Here is a 19524-nt window from a genome sequence, read left to right as displayed (position 1 = left end):
GAGACGACAGGCACACCGTATTCACTTCCACGCCGCCCATTCATTACCAATCGATTCGCTTTCCATCCCGGAAAAAGCCGCCGTTCGGCCCGTCAGGCCCGATTCTGCTATTTAACCGCACTCCCCCCAATTACTCGTTTTTCATCGACAGCCAGTGCTTTCGCGGAAATCATAATAGGATACCCTCCTTCAATCCATAAATTTCATCAACACCTGTCTATCATTATAAAAGAATGAGGGCACTTTCAATGGTTAGATCAAGACAATTCGTTGATTATTCAACAAATTGTATGAAATTATCGATGATCGATTCGATGTTTTCTTGTCCAACATCGTCATCCTCGCAAAGGAACAAACCCTACCAAAGATTCCCGATCATGAGGTCATATCGAAAACAACATCCGCCCGTTTAATCGGCTCTTCGGTTTCCAAATAATAGTCTTCTGCTTTCCAATACCGGTTGATGAACTTTTGGATGTTTTGTTTCACTTGATCGTTTTCACGGGCAAAGCGAATCTCCCGCGGACAATCCAAATAGACGACGAAATCAAAGAACGGCCTCCATTCTTTCCTTTGCAGAAAAACACCTTCAATCATGATCATGTCCGAATCAGAGAGATAAACCGTTCGCTTGGAGTGCGTATCGGTCTCATGATCATAAAACGGGAGGGTCAGCTGGTGGGATGCTTTGAGTTGACGGAACAACTGATGCGTTAGCCACTCCACATCCCACTGTAAATAATAATATTCAAACCATTCCTCGTTTCCCGTATGATAACGTTTGGCTCGCTCGACAATATGATCATCCATGTGAAAAACGCACACGGAGATGCCTTGCTCCCGCAACGTTTGACTCAGCTGATTGGCTAATGTCGTTTTGCCCGATCGGCTTAGCCCATCAATCCCGAGGACCAATCGGCCCGCTGTTTTTATCGCCAAAATGGTCTTGCATAAGAAGTCGATGCGATCACGCAACTCCATCCCCCCTCATGTATTTTTAGGATAGCCTATCTATAAAGTACAAATTCAAAATCGCCCTGCTGCGGCGGAAAAGAAGCGGTTTTTCCCGATGAACTCCGCTGTTTTTTCCGCTGCTTCCGTTTTCCTTTTCCAGCGATCACTTGCTCTAACCCTTTTCCCATTAATTTGAAGGCAAAAATGGCAACGATAAAGGCAACACACGGCCCGACAACAATCCATTGGTCAAGCATCATTTCCCGATAGGAAAGACCGATCAAGCCGGACCATTCGTTCGAAAGGGAGAGCGCCACTTTCTCCGGAGGGCCCAACCCAGTAGATCTGCTTCGGCGGCTGCGGAATGATGTCTTTCAGCCAATAAGAATAGAAAAAACTGGCCAGCAATAGACCGGCCGCGATGATAAACCCTGTCGTAAAATAAACGTTACGGAATGCGCGCATCACGCTACCCCCCTCTCGATTCCCGTCAAATAAGCAATCACTCGTTTTCCGGCCACATCAATGATGTAAAACGGCAAAAACAGCATGGCAAGACCGATAGCCACTACTTCCGGCGGGAGCTGCTCATACAAAAACCGGAACAATCCGTGCATATTAAACAAATATTCCGCCACTAACAAGTTCGACAGCATAAACCAAAACAAATATTGGACGTTAGAAAACACGGTGATCAGCGCGTTGCGGAACATATGGCGCCATAGCACTGCCGTTTTTGACAATCCTTTCGCTAGCGCATATTCGACGTATGGCTTGTCTTTTTCCTCCGTAAACGCAAGAAATGTCATTTGGAACAGCAGAATGGAAGGCAAAATGGAAATCATGACAATCGGCAGCACGTATACATTGTCAAAACCGGCAACAGGATTGACAATAAGCAAATCTGTCTTTTTAAACACCCAGATGACAAACAGTTGCGTAGAAAAAATAAAAATAACATCGGGGATCGACTCAAGAAAAAACGCGATTCCTTTAACCATTTTTTGCAGCGGACGCGGAAGCAAAAAGCAGATGTAGGCTCCCGTAACGGCTATAAGGAAGGAAACAGCCAGCGCCCCCCATAAAATAATAAGGGAATAGGCATACGGCTCCATCATCGTTGAGAGCAGGGGAGCATTGTGCCATTGCGAGAGCGAAACCGTTATATCACGAATAGAAAAAAAGCTCCAAAACAGCTGCTGAAATTGCTGCCAAAATACCGTGACCATTTGCGGGCTCGGAAACAAGGAATAGCTTTGCGCAAACGCGATAATCGCCATAATCGTGAAAATGGTAAGCAACAAATCCGCCAGCACCGTCAAGGCGAGTTTCCATTTCTTCATAAGGCTGATCCCCCTCCTTCGGAGCATGGGCAACCGATTGCTTGATGTTCCTTTCGGCTGTAAGCTGCCAGTGCTTGCATTTTAATAAGATGGTGCCGGGGGAGGCAATGTTTCTGCTAACATGGATTGCTGTCCTCCCATTCCATCGCCTATTTTCAAGATGCGGTCATACATTTTAATTCCTACATAGGTTTGTCCGTCTGTTTGATATTCTACTCTGCCCGACGAGTCTTTTTTGATAAGCTCTCCCTTTTCACCATACTTCTCTTTTACGTGCTTCGGCTGCAATTCTGGCAAAAACATCACATCCAGCTCATATTCCTTAGCTCGCTCCGGTCTTTTCGCGCTCCATGAATAACTTCCGTCTTCCCCAACGTTTACTTTTTCCTCGAGTACCTGTTTGCCCCCCCTCGATTTCTTTCATCACAATTTGCACGACGGCGCCTTTTGGCAGATTGCTGTTTCCGCTTAGCACCACTAGGTCACCGATTGTTTTGACCGCACCACCTAATTTTACCGTTTGCTCCACTTTCGGTTTGGCACAGCCAACTAGCACCAATAGCAACAACAACGTAAGGACCACCGTCATTCGGATATCCTTCATAAAAACCCTCCCTCTAGAAATGTTGATCTATCAAGGCTTTTCGGCCCCTCAGGGGTGTCCAAAAAATATTTTTCGACAAAATCCCTTACATCTTTTTTCAGTTTTGCGGATATCTTACAGACCTAGGGACGCTTCGCGGCCACGGATGGGGATATTTTCCTTCCGTGGGAGGAAGCGTATTCGATGCACCTTTGGATCTCCGCGTCGCTGATGAGGACGAACCCTCCCATGTCTCCGGGCGTCTTGGCGCCAACATTCCCTCGTTCGGTCTCGTCATCAGGCGGAGGCCGGCCAAGCTCCTTTGGGGACTCAAGGTCGAATGGATCCGATCACGCCAGCTTCTCCGGTGTCATCCTGTTGTCCAACGATTCTTCCGTTCGCAGGGGGAGGCCTTAGGCCGCCCGGTGCACCTGGGACAAGACGTCCTGCTTCATTCGCTCGGCGTCAAAGGCTTGTTTCTTCGTACAAATCGCAAACAGCACATTCAACAGCTTCCGGCATAATGCGACGATGGACTGCTTTCCGGTCAGCGGATTGACGGGGCGGGTCGTGTCATACTCATGCAGCTCGCGAAACGCCTCGTTGTGCCGGATCAGCGGAATCATCGCCCGAAACAGCACCGATCGCAGCCGTTTCCGTCCTCGTTTGGAGATCTGCTTTTGCCCTTTGCGCTGGCCGGAGGAATTCTCCTTGAGCGTCAGGCCCGCCAACTTCACCAATTGACGCGGGTCCCGATAATGAGCGAAGCTGCCAATCTCCGCCAGCAGATCGATGATCGTGGCGTCTCCCAACCCGTCGACCGTTTTCAGCTATTGATATTCCATCGTCGTTTGAACCAATGCCTTCAACTCGGCGTCCAACGCTGCGATGTCAGCCTCCAATTGGCGGTATCGGCGGACGAGCGTGGCGATCTCAAATCGGGCCATCGTCGCCCCCTCCGTCACCCCAATCGAGTCCTTCGCGGCGTCGACCAACGCCTGAATTTTGGCCTTCTGCAGGCATTTCATCCCTTCGCTTTGCCGGTGCACCTCGATGAGCTCCTCGGCGGTCCGACCCGCCATATCGGCCGGAAACGGCGTCCACTCCAGCACCGCAAGCGCCGTTTTGCCCAAGTCGCGAAACACCGTCCCAAACTCCGGAAAATACCGATCGGTCCAGCGGACGATCGCGTTTTTCACCGCCGTCTGTTCCTTGCGGAGCTTCTCTTTGAGCGTGCTCCCAACGCGCAAATCGGCTTCGATCTCGTGCAGCAGCCGGGGGATGAGGAATCGTCCGTCTTTCACCAGTCTGGCGATGACCAGGGCGTCTTTGGCGTCATGTTTCGTCGGCAGGTTGTCATCGAGTTCTTTCGACCGGCACACATGCGCCGGGTTGACCATCACCAACGGGATCCCGTGCTCCTCGAGGAAGTAGGCCAGGTTCAACCAGTCGTGCCCGGTCGGTTCCACCCCGACGATCACCTTCAGCTTCCCGAACGTTTGCATCGCCTCCTGAATCGCTTTATGCAGTTGCCGAAACCCTTCTTTCGACTGGAAGATCGGGAACGATTTGCGAAGCACACGCCCCCGGTCATCCACGAAGCAGGCGTAGTGGGTTCGTTTCGCGATATCGATTCCCACGACAAGCGTTTGTTCGGTGACTTGATCGAGTTTATGATTTTGTGTACAATTCATCTGAAGTCCTCCTTGGTATGGTGGTAGGGTCGACTTTTGGTTGACATCGACACCCCTGCATCATACCAAGAGGGCTTTTTTTGATCAAGTCCCCGGAAAAGCTCCTAACGGGAATGCTCCTTACATTCGGGTAATTTTAACAGACACTTGTTTGTTCAAATCCGCATCCCAAACGCGTTGAATTTCGAATGTTCCTGGTTCAAAAAACATATTGAACCTTTCTTTGAACCAATCTTGCATAGGTAAGTTTAATGCTTCATCAATCGGCACCCAAAGCAATTCACCTTCTGGCGGATTTTCAAGGAGTTCTCCTTCGAATGTATTGGTCCAATAGTTAAAAACCATGTATCGTACATTTTCTTTTGGATTAACATATTCATCCAAACCTTTATAGATTAAATTTGAAACGGTTAAACCTGTCTCTTCCTTGACTTCTCTAATAGCCCCTTCTACGATACTTTCTGGAAATTCCACTTTTCCCCCTGGTGCTAAATATCCCGGAAAACCGAAATGGTTAGGTCGTTTAATTAATAAAACTTTATCTTCGTTTTGAATCATACACATCGTATAAATTCTATGTTCTACACTTTTCCAATCAACTGACATGATGTAGATTCTCCTTTCTAATTTATTTAAAATCTGAACGTTTTTAATAATCATATACTGTTTTCTTATTGAAACAACTCACCCGTTAGTCGCCTATGCCCCATTCATGTCACCACATTTTAAAAAAATTATGTTCTCCAGTGTGATTTGAAGAAGATCGATATCTCACAATAATTGTACCATAATATTACAAATATTTTTAAAATATCCTGCTTTTTTTAGTGATTCTATCTGATCGAAAATAAAAAAGTGCTGGCATAAACCTATGCCAACACCTTTTCCCAGTTACCATTATTATTTTCTAGTTACCAACTTTATTTTTCAGTATGCGACTTTATTTTCCGCAGATACCAATAACAGTTATATTTGCAAAGCAAATAAACACTGTAATAGAAAAAACAAAAGCCTGCTGGATTCACCAACAGGCTTTCAGTTCCCGACTTTTTTGTCATTCAACAACAGTCTTTCCGACCAACGAACCGCTCACTCCACCGTCACGCTCTTCGCCAAGTTGCGCGGTTTGTCGACGTCGCAGCCGCGGTGCAAGGCGGCATAGTATGCGATCAGCTGCAACGGCACGACGGACACAAGCGGCGTAAGATCCGGATGGACAGCCGGGATGATGAAGCGGTCGCCGTCGCCTTCCAGGCCGCGCATCGAGATGACGCACGGGTTCGCGCCGCGGGCGACGACTTCTTTTACGTTGCCGCGAATGCTTAAGTTGACGTGCTCTTGGGTGGCGAGGGCGATGACCGGCGTGCCGTCCTCAATCAAGGCGATCGTGCCGTGTTTCAGCTCGCCGCCGGCGAACCCTTCCGCTTGGATGTAAGAGATCTCCTTCAGTTTCAGCGCGCCTTCTAGGCAGACATAGTAGTCAACGGCACGGCCGATAAAGAAGCAGTTGCGCGTCAACGTCAAGTAGTCGCTTGCGATTTTCTCCATTTCTTCTTTCGCATCACACAGCATTTCCATCACATTGGCGACGATGGCGAGCTCTTTCGTCAAGTCAAAGTCCAGCTCAAAGCCTTTCGCTTTCGCCGCCGCGGCGGCCAAAATCGCAAGCACAGCAATTTGCGCCGTATATGCCTTTGTCGAGGCAACGGCGATTTCCGGGCCGGCGTGCAACAGGAGAGTATAATCGGCTTCCCGCGACAGCGTCGAACCTGGGACGTTCGTGATCGTGATCGCTTTATAGCCGAGTTTGTTCGTTTGCACGAGCACGGCGCGGCTGTCGGCCGTTTCGCCGCTTTGCGAGATAAAGATGAAGAGCGGCTTTTCCGACAACAGCGGCATGTTGTACGAAAATTCGCTGGCAATATGCACTTCGACTGGAATTTTCGCCCACGACTCGATCAATTGCTTGCCGACAAGACCTGCGTGGTAGCTCGTTCCGCACGCGACAATGTACAGGCGGTCGGCGTTCAGCACCTCATTGATGATCGCTTTGTCAATGGCCAATTCACCGTTGTCATCTTGGTATTTTTGAATGATGCGGCGGATGACGAACGGCTGCTCATCAATTTCTTTCAGCATGTAATGCGGATACGTCCCTTTTTCAATGTCGCTCGCATCGAGCTCAGCCGTAAATGGCTTCCGTTCGACTGTTTCACCGTTTAGCGTTTGAATCGTGACGTTCTCGCTCGTGACGATGACGAGTTCCCCATCCATCAGTTCGACGAATTGATTCGTCACTTGGAGCATCGCCATCGCATCGCTCGCCACGACGTTAAATCCATCACCCAATCCGACAAGAAGCGGGCTTTTGTTTTTGGCCGCATAGATGGTGTTTTCGTCTTGTGCATCGATCATGGCGATGGCGTACGATCCTTTTAACAGCGAGAGCGTTTTTCGGAACGCTTCTTCCGTTGTCAGCCCGTCACGGACGAATTTTTCCACGAGCTGGACGATGACTTCCGTGTCCGTGTCGCTTTGAAACGCAACATCGGCTAAATAATCGCGCTTGACCATTTCATAGTTTTCAATGACACCGTTATGCACAAGCGTAAAACGGCCTGAGGCGCTTTGATGCGGGTGGGCGTTCACTCGGCTTGGCGCCCCGTGTGTCGCCCAGCGTGTATGGCCAATGCCGACCGTCGCGTTGACGTTCGGGTCGACGATGCGGCGCAAATCAGCGATCCGTCCTTTTTCCTTAAACACATGCACGCCGCTTTCGTTCAATACGGCGATCCCCGCCGAATCGTAGCCGCGATACTCGAGTTTTTCCAATCCGCGCAATAAAATTTCCTTCACATCTTGATAACCGATATAGCCAACAATGCCGCACATGGCAAATGTTCCTCCTTTTCATCTTGGAGGCTGCCGCTAACGAGAACCGTCTTTCCTGTTCAGTTGTCAAAGAACATGTTCGGGGTCTCGCCGATCCACGGGCGGCAGACTCCCTTCTTCGTTTCGCGCGATGACATCCTCCCCTTTGTGCAAAGGGTCACCCCTTTGTTTTAAGAGAGGACTTGCGGCTGTCATCGCTCCAGCCGGGAGGCATCCGCCGAAAACCTCGATAAACCTCCTCCTCGTCAACTAAGCGTTCTTCCGTCCAACGCTTAGTCCAGGCGCTTTTGTCTCGTCAAAACCGATGCAACAACCAACCACCTTTTTGCTTTGTTGGCCATGCCTACGGTTGCGGCAAGCCATCACTTCACCATGTTCCGCTCTTCGCCCTTCCATCGCCTCCTTTCAAGAAAAAGGCAACAACGTTAATATTACAGGACATTCCCAGCGGCGTCAACTATCATCTATCCATCCCTTTATATAAAATAACCTATGCATAAACGGAAGCGAACGTTCCGTCTATGCATAGGGTGGTTGTCCAAGCGGTCGGTTATTCCACTCCCATTTCACGGCGGACGACATCCGCGATCCGCTCAACGTAGGCGCGGCACGCTTCCTCGGTTTGGGCCTCCGCCATAATGCGCACAAGAGGCTCAGTCCCCGATGGGCGGACAAGAACGCGGCCATTGCCGTTCATCTCTGCTTCCACTTCCGCGATCACTTTCTTGACTTGCTCATTTTCCATCGCTTTTTCTTTATCTTTTACCCGGACGTTCACAAGCAGCTGCGGGTATTTTTTCATTTCCCCCGCCAATTCGGAAAGCGGCTTGCCTTTGATTTTCATGATGTTGACAAGCTGGAGCGCCGTCAACATTCCGTCCCCCGTCGTGTTGTAGTCAAGGAAGATGATATGTCCGGACTGCTCGCCGCCGAGATTATAGCCGTTCTTCTTCATTTCCTCGACGACATAGCGGTCGCCAACGGCCGTTTGTACACTTTTGATTCCCTGCGCCTCAAGCGCCTTGTAAAACCCAAGGTTGCTCATGACCGTCGAGACGACAGTTTGGTGCTTGAGGCGGCCGGTTTCTTTTAAATATTTGGCGCAAATGTACATAATTTGATCGCCGTCAACAATGTTGCCGCGTTCATCCACGGCGATGAGGCGGTCGCCATCGCCGTCAAAGGCGAGCCCGACATCGGCTCCTTTTTCTTTGACAAACGCCGCCAACGCTTCCGGATGGGTGGAACCGACTCCTTCGTTAATGTTGAGCCCATTGGGCGAAGCCCCCATTGTCACGACATCCGCATCCAAATCGGCAAATAAGTACGTCGCAAGCGATGACGTCGCCCCGTGCGCGCAGTCGAGGGCGATTTTCATCCCGGAAAAATCTTCTTCATCGATCGTTTGTTTTAAATACTGCAAGTACTTTTGTCCGCCTTCAAAATAGTCGTTTACTTGCCCAAGCCCAGCCCCGATCGGCCGCGGCAGCATATCCTCCGCGCTGTCGATCAGCGCCTCAATTTCCGCTTCCTGCTCATCCGACAGCTTGAACCCGTCCGGACCGAAAAATTTAATGCCGTTATCTTGCACCGGGTTGTGAGAAGCAGAAATCATGATGCCGGCCTGCGCTCCAAGCGCCTTCGTCAAATAGGCGACACCTGGCGTGGAAATGACGCCAAGGCGCATCACTTCAGCCCCGATCGACAAAAGCCCGGCGACAAGGGCGCCTTCAAGCATATGGCCGGAAATGCGAGTGTCGCGCCCGATCAATACTTTCGGGCGCTCAGCGCTTTTGGTCAGCACGTATCCGCCGCAGCGGCCGATTTGAAACGCCAACTCTGGCGTCAATTCACGATTTGCGACTCCTCGTACACCATCAGTGCCAAAATATTTGCCCATTCGTTCACTCTCTCCTTACTATGCAGTTTATTGTGCAGTTGCTTTGTCGCTAATATGGACCATCGCCGTTTCCGCCGACGGCTGCCATTGGACTTGTTCAGGGTGGTTCCATTGAATGGGAACTTGATGTTCGCCAATGCCGAGGCCGCTAACATCGACATACAAGCGGACATCATCTTTCGTCAATCCATGGACGACATCGGGCGGACCGACAAGGCGGACCGTAATTTTGCCTTCAAGCGGTTTGACAAATTCAGCTTTGTATGAATCCGGCAAGCCGACGACGGCGATCGGCACGTCTTTCCACGTTTGCGTGACGTCTTTTTCCACATCAATATGCACCTTGATTTTGTCTGGATCGACGTTTTTTGCTCCATCAGGGAGCGGAGCGTCAAGTTCTACCGTCGCATCGTCGGTAATGTCGTCCAAATCAACTGTCAATCCTTCCAGCTTGTCAATATGGTTCAACACTTCCTTCGGTCCATAAATCGTCACTCGATCCGGCTCCGGCGTGATGCTGACAAGATGCACACCATCCGGCAACTCCCCAGTTGTTCGCACTTGAACCGACACCGTCTTGCTCGGGCTTTTCACCGGCACGGTTACTTCCACCGACGATGGCTCTGGCTCAATATCCAACTCATTTCCCCGTCGATCGTACACCCGAACGCGCGCTTCTCTCGTCAGCGTTTCCGTCGCCCCATCTAAGTCGACGATGGCTTTGACAAACGCAATCTCGTCGATTAGTTCCTTCGCTCCAGTAATCGTCACAGCAACTGGTTTCACAGTCGGTTCTCCAACGGAATAGCCATCCGGCATTTTGTTTCGATTGAAAAATTCAACACCGACAGGAAACCGTTTCGACACTTTTTCACGAATCGTCACTTTGGCCGAGGAAGGCTGAATCGTCACTTTCAACTTGTCGGAGATGTCCCTGTATTTGATCGGCACCGTGTATGTCCCTAACGGCAATTCCGTTAAATCGACATACACCTCGAAATTTCGCTGCAGAGCCGTCGGCTTGACAATGCTGGCCGGCCCTTGGAGCGTAACGTTCACGTATTTCGGGACGCCAGATACGACCAAGTTGTCTTCATCATAGTAAGCGACCACCGGAATATCGATCAACGTTTCCGTATCTTCCTGGCCAAACGTGTTGCGCGTCTCACCGGTTTTCGCCCCGACATTGGCCGACATATACAGCATAATCGCCAGCAATAAGGAGACAACGCGAATAAACCAAGGATGGTCCATCAACTTATCCATGTTTCTTCCCCCTCCATTGCCAACGGGAAGAAGCGGGCGCCTTCGTCGCTGGAGCAAGTTCGCCGGTCAACAGCTCCCGAAACTCATCGATCGTTAAATCGCGGTACAGCTCGCCGTTTTTCGTCAACGATACCGCTCCCGTCTCCTCCGACACGACGACGGTGACGCTGTCAGTCACTTCGCTGATGCCGAGCGCCGCCCGATGGCGTGTTCCGAGCTCTTTCGAAATAAATGGACTTTCCGATAATGGTAAATAACAGGCCGCCGCAGCGATTTGGTTTTTTTGAATAATGACCGCCCCATCATGAAGCGGCGTGTTCGGAATGAAAATATTAATGAGCAGTTCAGGCGATACATGAGCGTTTAACATAATGCCGGTTTCGACATAATCGTTCATTCCGGTTTCCCGCTCAATGGAAATCAGCGCGCCGATGCGTCGCTTCGCCATATACTCGGTCGCTTTTACAATGGCTTCCACCATTCGCATCCGCTCTTCATCTTCATTGACCGTATTGCGGGTGAACAGCCGTCCGCGGCCGAGCTGCTCAAGGGCGCGCCGCAATTCTGGTTGAAAAATGATGATGATCGCGAGAAATCCCCAAATGATCGCCTGATCCATCAGCCATTGCAGCGTTGTCAAACCGAGATAATTGCTCACGAAACGAACCAAAATAATTAAAAAAATGCCTTTTAACAGCTGAATGGCCTTCGTCCCGCGAATCATCATGATCAACTTGTAAATCACATACCAAACGACAAGGATATCAACCACTTTTAACAAATATGACACGATGGGGAGCTCTCCGAAGGACATCTTCACACTTCCTTTATCTCTAATTCCAATCTGTTGATGGCCACGGAAAAAGCCATCGAACGATGGCTGCCATCATTCAATCGATTGGAGCGCACGATTGAACCTTTCTTTAATATTATACCAAATCCATTCAAACACTTGATTAATTTCCTCCACTTCCCCTGTCACTTGCCCGGCGGACGCCATATATTTCTTTCCATGGATCACAGTCACGTCCCCATCAACCGTTCCTTCAATCCGAATCGAGCCATTGCGGACGACAATATCCCCTTTGACCGTTTCTCCTTTCGGCACGATGACAGTATGATCGCGGATGATGACATGTTCATCAGCTGAGACGGAAAACGCGCCTCTTTCCCCCCATGAAGAAGCTAAGCTGCCTAAAGTGAGCGCTAAAAACAACGAGGCAGCCGTAAGCAGCGGGTGGCGATGCAGGAAGCGGCGCAGCCGCGCGGTCTTTCTCTCTTTCGGCATCGCCTCCATAACCTTGGCTGCAAACGACGGCGGCGCCGCAACGTGGGCGGCATATTGGAGGAAAGCAACCGTCTTTTTCAGCTCGTGAAAATGGGCAGCGCACGCAGCGCACGAACGCAAATGTTCTTTCAGCTGCTGCTCTCCTTCTGGCTGGAGATCTCCATCAAAATAGCTGTGCATGAGCAACACGATTTCTTTCGGACATTCCATAGTCTCCCACCCTCTTATAAATGACCCAATTGCCTGCGCAACGCTTCGCGGCCGCGATGCAGCCGCGTTTTCACCGTGCCGACCGGCAACCCTAAAATCTCGCTGATTTCTTGCAAGGACAAATCTTCCATATATTTCAACACGATCACGCTTCGATACTTTTCTGGCAACTGCTCAATCGCTCGCTGCACCGTCTCTTGCAGCTCCAGGCTTTCCACTGCCTCCTCCGGGGATGCTTCGCGGGAAGGAAGCTGAGCCTGCATCGTCAACCCGTCCGTGCCTCCGACCTCTTCATCTAAATACACGTCCGGCTTCCGTTTCCGCAATTTATCGATCGTCAAGTTCGTCGCGATCCGGTACAGCCAAGTGGAAAACTTCATTTCTGGATTGTACGTATCAATATGGATGTAGGCGCGGATGAACGCCTCCTGCGCCGCATCTTCCGCCTCATGCCGATTGCCAAGCATTCGATAGCAAAGGCGGTAAATCTTGTCCTTATACAAATCGACAAGATCCGCGTATGCGTTTTGATCCCCTTTTTGGATCGCCTTAATTCTCTTTTTAATAAATAGATCCATAAAATACAATACCCCCGCCTCACGGCTTACTGTATATTACGGCGCTCGATCAAGAAAAGTTTCATGCAACATATTTATTGTATCATACAACTGAAAAAGAGGGGACGCCAAACAAATGGCAGCCCCTCTTTCACAAACAGCGGGAACAAATCATCATCATATCCGTGAATCCCGCAACCAACCCTCTTTGCCCACATGCATTAAATGAGTTTTTCACCAAACAACGACCCCATCAGCGCTACAGCAACTGATGCTGTTTTGTTCCGCTCATCCAAGATCGGGTTCACTTCGACAAATTCCGCTGAAGTGATGATTTGTGCTTCGGCCAGCATCTCCATCGCCAAATGGCTTTCGCGGTATGTCAATCCTCCAATGACAGGCGTTCCGACTCCCGGTGCGTCGCTTGGGTCAAGGCCATCCAAGTCAAGCGACAAATGAACGCCATCCGTTCGTTCTTTTAAATAGGTGATCGTTTCTTCCATCACCCTTGTCATTCCGAGCCGATCAACCTCATGCATCGTGTAAATTTTGATTCCTTTTTCGCGAATAAACTTCTTCTCCCCTTCATCAAGGGAACGGACGCCAATCAACACGACATGTTCCGGCTTGATTTTGGGGCTGTATCCGCCGATTTGCGTCAGCGCCGGATGGCCAAACCCGAGGCTCGCCGCCAGCGGCATGCCATGAATGTTTCCAGACGGCGACGTTTCCTCGGTGTTGACGTCGCCGTGCGCGTCATACCAGATCACTCCAAGCCGCTCATAATGTTTCGCCACCCCGGCGATCGTGCCAATGGCGATACTATGGTCGCCGCCTAACACAAGTGGGAAGCGCCCCCGCTGAACGACTTGGTCAACCGCCGTCGCGAGTTTCTCATTCGCCTCCGCAACCGCTTTCAAATTGCGCAACCGTGAATCTCCTTGCTCGTGCAACCGCTCTGCTTTCCCAATCGGAATATCTCCCAAATCTTCAATATCGTAATGAAGACGTTCCAGACGTTCGATGATGCCTGCATAACGCATTGCGCTCGGCCCCATATCAACGCCGCGGCGTGTCTGCCCTAAATCCATCGGAACCCCGATAATTGAAATTGGCTTCATGCTGTCTCCCACTCCTTTCCGGTTCCTGTTACGTCTTTATTGTAGAGGAAAGAAAGGGGATGACTCAACTTGACAAAATTTTGAATATTTATACCGATATAACAAAAAAGAGCAGGCTGCTTGTGGTTGTCAAGCAGTCTGCTCTTGATGGAGCCTATCGGGATCGAACCGATGACCTCCTGCGTGCAAAGCAGGCACTCTCCCAGCTGAGCTAAGGCCCCGCCCAAGCGGAAGACGGGACTCGAACCCGCGACCCCCACCTTGGCAAGGTGGTGTTCTACCACTGAACTACTTCCGCGCTATGGTGAGCCATGGAGGACTCGAACCTCCGACCCTCTGATTAAAAGTCAGATGCTCTACCTACTGAGCTAATGGCTCATGGTTAGGATAACACTCTACAGCTTCGTTTCACTCTACCTGCCTCTTCCTCTCCCAGCTGTTTCACAGATGCCTAGTGCGTCGAGGCAACTCGAAGCAAATCCGAAGATGCAGCGCTCGTTACTGAGCTAATGGCTCATAGTCAAGTATACACTCACAATGAACGATGCCCCTTCCTCTGCTAGCATATTCGAAGATGCAGGATGCGTCGGGACAACTCGAAGCAAATCCGAAGATGCTTCGCTCGTTGCTCTACCTACTGAGCTAATGGCTCATGGTTAGGATAACACTCTACAGCTTCGTTTCACTCTACCTGCCTCTTCCTCTCCCAGCTGTTTCACAGATGCCTAGTGCGTCGAGGCAACTCGAAGCAAATCCGAAGATGCAGCGCTCGTTACTGAGCTAATGGCTCATAGTCAAGTATACACTCACAATGAACGATGCCCCTTCCTCTGCTAGCATATTCGAAGATGTTGGATGCGTCGGGACAACTCGAAGCAAATCCGAAGATGCTTCGCTCGTTGCTCTACCTACTGAGCTAATGGCTCATGGTTAGGATAACACTCTACAGCTTCGTTTCACTCTACCTGCCTCTTCCTCTCCCAGCTGTTTCACAGATGCCTAGTGCGTCGAGGCAACTCGAAGCAAATCCGAAGATGCAGCGCTCGTTGCTGAGCTAATGGCTCATGACCATTTTTATGTACAAAAAAATAATGGCTGGGCTAGCTGGATTCGAACCAGCGCATCACGGAGTCAAAGTCCGTTGCCTTACCGCTTGGCTATAGCCCAACGCGATGAGAAAGAAACGCTGTATTCAATTGCTATTATATCTCAGCAATCAGGGAAGTATACACTTTTCATTTCGGCCAATCATCCTTGAAAGGACGACTGGCCGAAATGGAGTGACCCGTACGGGATTCGAACCCGTGTTACCGCCGTGAAAGGGCGGTGTCTTAACCACTTGACCAACGGGCCGGAAAATAAATGGAGCTTCCAACCGGGCTCGAACCGGTGACCTCTTCCTTACCATGGAAGTGCTCTACCTACTGAGCTATGGAAGCGTAAAAATGGCTCCGCAAGTAGGATTCGAACCTACGACCTACCGGTTAACAGCCGGTTGCTCTACCGCTGAGCTATTGCGGAATGATGAATAACTATATGTCATGCACATCTTCCCAATGTGCTCGTTGCCTCTTCCTCTGCCAGCTAATTCAAGGAAGCGAGATGCGTCGAGGCAACTCGTAGCGAATTCGAAGATGTGAAGCTTGTCGCTGAACTATTGCAGAATAATGAAACATTGCCTAGCAGCGACCTACTCTTGCAGGGGCGCTGGCCCCAACTACCATCGGCGCTGGAGGGCTTAACTTCCGTGTTCGGGATGGGAACGGGTGTTTCCCCTCCGCCATAGCCACTAGGCAATGGTTATCATCTTGGACAGTAATTATTATATCCATCCTGTTGGATTTGTCAACAGGATGTTCATTCCTTCAAAACTAGATAACCGTTGGAAGAAGCCGCTCGCCTGCGCTTTTCGCATTGTCCAGCTCCGGCTCGCCGCCGCTCGGGGTCAAATAACCTTCGCCTTCGGGATGTGAACATCCCTGCAGGCGAAGAACATTTGCCCGTCGCGGCGACCCGCTCGCCTGCGCTTTTCGCTGTCTAGTTCCGGCCGCCATCGGCTCGCGACGCTTCGGTCCTGCTGCGGCGGCGACACATTGCATACGCTCCTGTGGCACCACCCACGCAGAACCAAGCTTCGCTTGGTTCGAGCCTCCTCGCAGGCCCTCCAGCGCACCTCGCCGATAAGCGGGCGGCCTCCACTTTTCTTGCTAGGTTAAGCCCTCGATCGATTAGTATCCGTCAGCTCCACGTGTCGCCACGCTTCCACCTCGGACCTATCGACCTCGTCATCTTCGAGGGATCTTACCCGCTTTGCGCGGTGGGAAATCTCATCTTGAGGGGGGCTTCACGCTTAGATGCTTTCAGCGCTTATCCCGTCCGCACATAGCTACCCAGCGGTGCCCCTGGCGGGACAACTGGTACACCAGCGGTGCGTCCATCCCGGTCCTCTCGTACTAAGGACAGCTCCTCTCAAATTTCCTCCGCCCGCGACGGATAGGGACCGAACTGTCTCACGACGTTCTGAACCCAGCTCGCGTACCGCTTTAATGGGCGAACAGCCCAACCCTTGGGACCGACTACAGCCCCAGGATGCGATGAGCCGACATCGAGGTGCCAAACCTCCCCGTCGATGTGGACTCTTGGGGGAGATCAGCCTGTTATCCCCGGGGTAGCTTTTATCCGTTGAGCGATGGCCCTTCCATGCGGAACCACCGGATCACTAAGCCCGACTTTCGTCCCTGCTCGACCTGTCCGTCTCGCAGTCAAGCTCCCTTGTGCCTTTGCACTCTCCGAATGATTTCCAACCATTCTGAGGGAACCTTTGGGCGCCTCCGTTACCTTTTGGGAGGCGACCGCCCCAGTCAAACTGCCCACCTGACACTGTCTCCCACCCCGCTAAGGGGTGCGGGTTAGAATTTCAATACCGCCAGGGTGGTATCCCACCGTCGCCTCCACCGAAGCTGGCGCTCCGGCTTCCCAGGCTCCCACCTATCCTGTACAAGCGATACCAAAATTCCATATCAGGCTGCAGTAAAGCTCCACGGGGTCTTTCCGTCCTGTCGCGGGTAACCTGCATCTTCACAGGTAGTATAATTTCACCGGGTCTCTCGTTGAGACAGCGCCCAAGTCGTTACACCTTTCGTGCGGGTCGGAACTTACCCGACAAGGAATTTCGCTACCTTAGGACCGTTATAGTTACGGCCGCCGTTTACTGGGGCTTCGGTTCGCACCTTCGCTTCCGCTAAGCGCTCCCCTTAACCTTCCAGCACCGGGCAGGTGTCAGCCCCTATACGTCGCCTTTCGGCTTCGCAGAGACCTGTGTTTTTGATAAACAGTCGCTTGGGCCTTTTCACTGCGGCTCTTCAGGGCTCTTCACCCCAAAGAGCACCCCTTCTCCCGAAGTTACGGGGTCATTTTGCCGAGTTCCTTAACGAGAGTTCTCCCGCGCGCCTTAGGATTCTCTCCTCGCCTACCTGTGTCGGTTTGCGGTACGGGCACCTCTTCCCTCGCTAGAGGCTTTTCTTGGCAGTGTGAAATCGGGGACTTCCGGATTACTCCGTCGCCGTCACCGCTTAGCCTTATGATCCGCGGATTTGCCTGCGGATCAGCCTCACGGCTTGGACAGGCTCTTCCAGCCGCCTGCTCGCCCTATCCTCCTGCGTCCCCCCATCGCTCAAACGGGAAGAAGGTGGTACAGGAATCTCAACCTGTTGTCCATCACCTACGCCTTTCGGCCTCGGCTTAGGTCCCGACTAACCCTGAGCGGACGAACCTTCCTCAGGAACCCTTAGGCTTTCGGCGCAGAGGATTCTCACCTCTGTTTTCGCTACTCATACCGGCATTCTCACTTCTAAGCGCTCCACCAGTCCTTCCGGTCTGGCTTCTCTGCCCTTAGAACGCTCCCCTACCGATGACCAACGGTCATCCCGCAGCTTCGGCGGCACGTTTAGCCCCGGTACATTTTCGGCGCAGAGTCACTCGACCAGTGAGCTATTACGCACTCTTTAAATGGTGGCTGCTTCTAAGCCAACATCCTGGTTGTCTCGGCAACTCCACATCCTTTTCCACTGAACGTGCACTTCGGGGCCTTAGCTGGCGGTCTGGGCTGTTCCCCTCTCGACCACGGATCTTATCACTCGCAGTCTGACTCCCGGGCATAAGTCGTTGGCATTCGGAGTTTGACTGGGTTCGGTAACCCGTTTGGGGCCCCTAGCCCAATCAGTGCTCTACCTCCAAGACTCCTAAACCCGAGGCTAGCCCTAAAGCTATTTCGGGGAGAACCAGCTATCTCCAAGTTCGATTGGCATTTCACCCCTACCCACACCTCATCCCCGCACTTTTCAACGTGCGTGGGTTCGGGCCTCCAGCCGGTGTTACCCGGCCTTCACCCTGGACATGGGTAGATCACCTGGTTTCGGGTCGACGACGACGTACTCACACGCCCTGTTCAGACTCGCTTTCGCTGCGGCTCCGCCTCTTCGGCTTAACCTCGCACGCCATCGTCACTCGCCGGTTCATTCTACAAAAGGCACGCCATCACCCATCAACGGGCTCTGACTACTTGTAGGCACACGGTTTCAGGTTCTCTTTCACTCCCCTCCCGGGGTGCTTTTCACCTTTCCCTCACGGTACTGGTGCACTATCGGTCACTAGGGAGTATTTAGCCTTGGGAGATGGTCCTCCCTGCTTCCGACGGGATTCCTCGTGTCCCGCCGTACTCAGGATCCGCTCGGGAGGGAACGAAGTTTCGACTACAGGGCTCTCACCTTCTCTGGCCGGCCGTTCCAGACCGGTTCGTCTACCCCGTCCCTTTCTCACTCCCATCGTGAGCGGTCCTACAACCCCAAGAGGACATGCCTCTTGGTTTGGGCTGTTCCCGTTTCGCTCGCCGCTACTCAGGGAATCGCGGTTGCTTTCTTCTCCTCCGGGTACTAAGATGTTTCAGTTCCCCGGGTGTGCCCTCCATGCCCTATGGATTCAGGCATGGATACTGCCCCATTACGGACAGTGGGTTCCCCCATTCGGACATCTCCGGATCAACGCTTGCTTACAGCTCCCCGAAGCGTTTCGGCGTTTGCCCCGTCCTTCATCGGCTCCTAGTGCCAAGGCATCCACCGTGCGCCCTTTCTAGCTTAACCTATCGCGCTCTCGGCTTCTTCCTTTGCTTTATCGGTTATCTAGTTTTCAAGGAACGAGACTGCTTCTTGAATTTGCTTCTCTGCAGTCTTGCATCGAGGAATCCCACTTCCTCGAATCTGCTAGAAGACGCAGATGCAAAGTAGCTCCTTTGAATTCGCTTCTTTGCAGCTTTGCGCCGAGGAATCCATCTTCCTTGAACCTGCTGGAAGACGAAGGCGCAAAGTAGCTCCTTTGAATTCGCTTCTTCGCTGGTTTGCGTCGAGGAATTCGGCTTCTCCGAATCCGCTTGTAGACGCAGACGCAAACGAGACTGCTTCTTGAATTTGCTTCTCTGCAGTCTTGTGCCGAGGAATCTTGCTTCCCTGAGCCTGCTAGCAGACGCAGGCACAGATGCAAAGCAACTACGTTGAAACAGCTTCCTTGCAGCTTTGCGTCGAGGAATCCAGCTTCTCTGAATTCACTTGTAGACGCAGACGCAAAGCAACTGAAGGAATTTCTCATTCCTTCAAAACTGAACGAAACAGAAGCGCGTTTTGCTTTGAATAACGACTGATGTCTAGCTCCAGCGCCTGGCTCT

13 protein-coding genes, 7 tRNA genes, 2 rRNA genes and 1 pseudogene are annotated in these 19524 nt (G+C 51.5%); all 23 read right to left on the bottom strand.

The features are described 5' to 3' along the window. Positions 1 to 375: 375 nt before the first annotated feature. Positions 376 to 981, bottom strand: a complete 606-nt coding sequence (locus GT3570_RS00915) for a kinase (protein WP_011229690.1) — start codon at positions 979 to 981, stop codon at positions 376 to 378. 26 nt (positions 982 to 1007) lie between these two features. After that, a complete protein-coding gene (locus tag GT3570_RS00910; protein WP_023634310.1) occupies positions 1008 to 1289 on the bottom strand; it encodes a hypothetical protein in 282 nt (93 codons plus the stop codon). A gap of 129 nt (positions 1290 to 1418) precedes the next feature. After that, a complete protein-coding gene (locus GT3570_RS00905) occupies positions 1419 to 2297 on the bottom strand; it encodes an ABC transporter permease subunit (RefSeq protein ID WP_023634311.1) in 879 nt (292 codons plus the stop codon). A gap of 81 nt (positions 2298 to 2378) precedes the next feature. Next, positions 2379 to 2600: a hypothetical protein gene (locus GT3570_RS18905; RefSeq protein WP_305142645.1), complete on the bottom strand. Its 222-nt coding sequence runs from the start codon at positions 2598 to 2600 to the stop codon at positions 2379 to 2381. Between the two features lie 19 nt (positions 2601 to 2619). Then, a complete protein-coding gene (locus GT3570_RS18900) occupies positions 2620 to 2901 on the bottom strand; it encodes a hypothetical protein (RefSeq protein WP_305142644.1) in 282 nt (93 codons plus the stop codon). 392 nt (positions 2902 to 3293) lie between these two features. Next, positions 3294 to 4574 (bottom strand): annotated as a pseudogene (locus tag GT3570_RS00895) (IS110 family transposase). A gap of 120 nt (positions 4575 to 4694) precedes the next feature. Then, positions 4695 to 5180: an 8-oxo-dGTP diphosphatase gene (locus GT3570_RS00890; protein WP_015373739.1), complete on the bottom strand. Its 486-nt coding sequence runs from the start codon at positions 5178 to 5180 to the stop codon at positions 4695 to 4697. A 483-nt stretch (positions 5181 to 5663) separates the two neighbouring features. Beyond that, positions 5664 to 7466, bottom strand: coding sequence for a glutamine--fructose-6-phosphate transaminase (isomerizing) (gene glmS, locus GT3570_RS00885; RefSeq protein ID WP_062898304.1), 1803 nt, complete (start codon positions 7464 to 7466; stop codon positions 5664 to 5666). Positions 7467 to 8016: 550 nt separating this feature from the next. Next, entirely contained in the window at positions 8017 to 9366 is a 1350-nt protein-coding gene (glmM, locus tag GT3570_RS00880) for a phosphoglucosamine mutase (RefSeq protein WP_014194618.1), read from the bottom strand. Positions 9367 to 9393: 27 nt separating this feature from the next. Then, entirely contained in the window at positions 9394 to 10632 is a 1239-nt protein-coding gene (locus tag GT3570_RS00875) for a CdaR family protein (RefSeq protein ID WP_062898303.1), read from the bottom strand. After that, positions 10625 to 11446: a diadenylate cyclase CdaA gene (gene cdaA, locus GT3570_RS00870; RefSeq protein WP_011229664.1), complete on the bottom strand. Its 822-nt coding sequence runs from the start codon at positions 11444 to 11446 to the stop codon at positions 10625 to 10627. The genes GT3570_RS00875 and cdaA overlap by 8 nt, the downstream gene beginning before the upstream one ends. 72 nt (positions 11447 to 11518) lie before the next feature. Next, complete coding sequence (gene rsiW / locus GT3570_RS00865) at positions 11519 to 12130, bottom strand: anti-sigma-W factor RsiW (protein ID WP_011229663.1); 612 nt, start codon at positions 12128 to 12130, stop codon at positions 11519 to 11521. A gap of 14 nt (positions 12131 to 12144) precedes the next feature. Beyond that, positions 12145 to 12708: an RNA polymerase sigma factor SigW gene (gene sigW, locus GT3570_RS00860; RefSeq protein WP_011229662.1), complete on the bottom strand. Its 564-nt coding sequence runs from the start codon at positions 12706 to 12708 to the stop codon at positions 12145 to 12147. A gap of 200 nt (positions 12709 to 12908) precedes the next feature. Next, a complete protein-coding gene (rocF, locus tag GT3570_RS00855; RefSeq protein WP_011229661.1) occupies positions 12909 to 13808 on the bottom strand; it encodes an arginase in 900 nt (299 codons plus the stop codon). A 148-nt stretch (positions 13809 to 13956) separates the two neighbouring features. Then, positions 13957 to 14029: transfer RNA gene (locus tag GT3570_RS00850), tRNA-Ala, on the bottom strand. A gap of 5 nt (positions 14030 to 14034) precedes the next feature. Then, positions 14035 to 14106, bottom strand: a tRNA-Gly gene (locus GT3570_RS00845). A 4-nt stretch (positions 14107 to 14110) separates the two neighbouring features. Further along, a tRNA-Lys gene (locus GT3570_RS00840) sits at positions 14111 to 14186 on the bottom strand. Between the two features lie 714 nt (positions 14187 to 14900). After that, positions 14901 to 14975, bottom strand: a tRNA-Gln gene (locus tag GT3570_RS00835). Positions 14976 to 15089: 114 nt separating this feature from the next. Next, a tRNA-Glu gene (locus tag GT3570_RS00830) sits at positions 15090 to 15161 on the bottom strand. A gap of 10 nt (positions 15162 to 15171) precedes the next feature. Further along, positions 15172 to 15247, bottom strand: a tRNA-Thr gene (locus GT3570_RS00825). A 7-nt stretch (positions 15248 to 15254) separates the two neighbouring features. Further along, positions 15255 to 15329 (bottom strand) — tRNA-Asn (locus GT3570_RS00820). 156 nt (positions 15330 to 15485) lie between these two features. Next, positions 15486 to 15602: ribosomal RNA gene (gene rrf / locus GT3570_RS00815) — 5S ribosomal RNA — on the bottom strand. A 414-nt stretch (positions 15603 to 16016) separates the two neighbouring features. Further along, positions 16017 to 18946 (bottom strand): 23S ribosomal RNA (locus GT3570_RS00805). Positions 18947 to 19524 lie beyond the last annotated feature (578 nt).

It is taken from the genome of Geobacillus thermoleovorans, assembly GCF_001610955.1.
GTDB lineage: Bacteria > Bacillota > Bacilli > Bacillales > Anoxybacillaceae > Geobacillus > Geobacillus thermoleovorans.
Note: the sequence above shows the minus strand (reverse complement) of the source record. Positions and strands in the feature narration are given on the sequence as shown.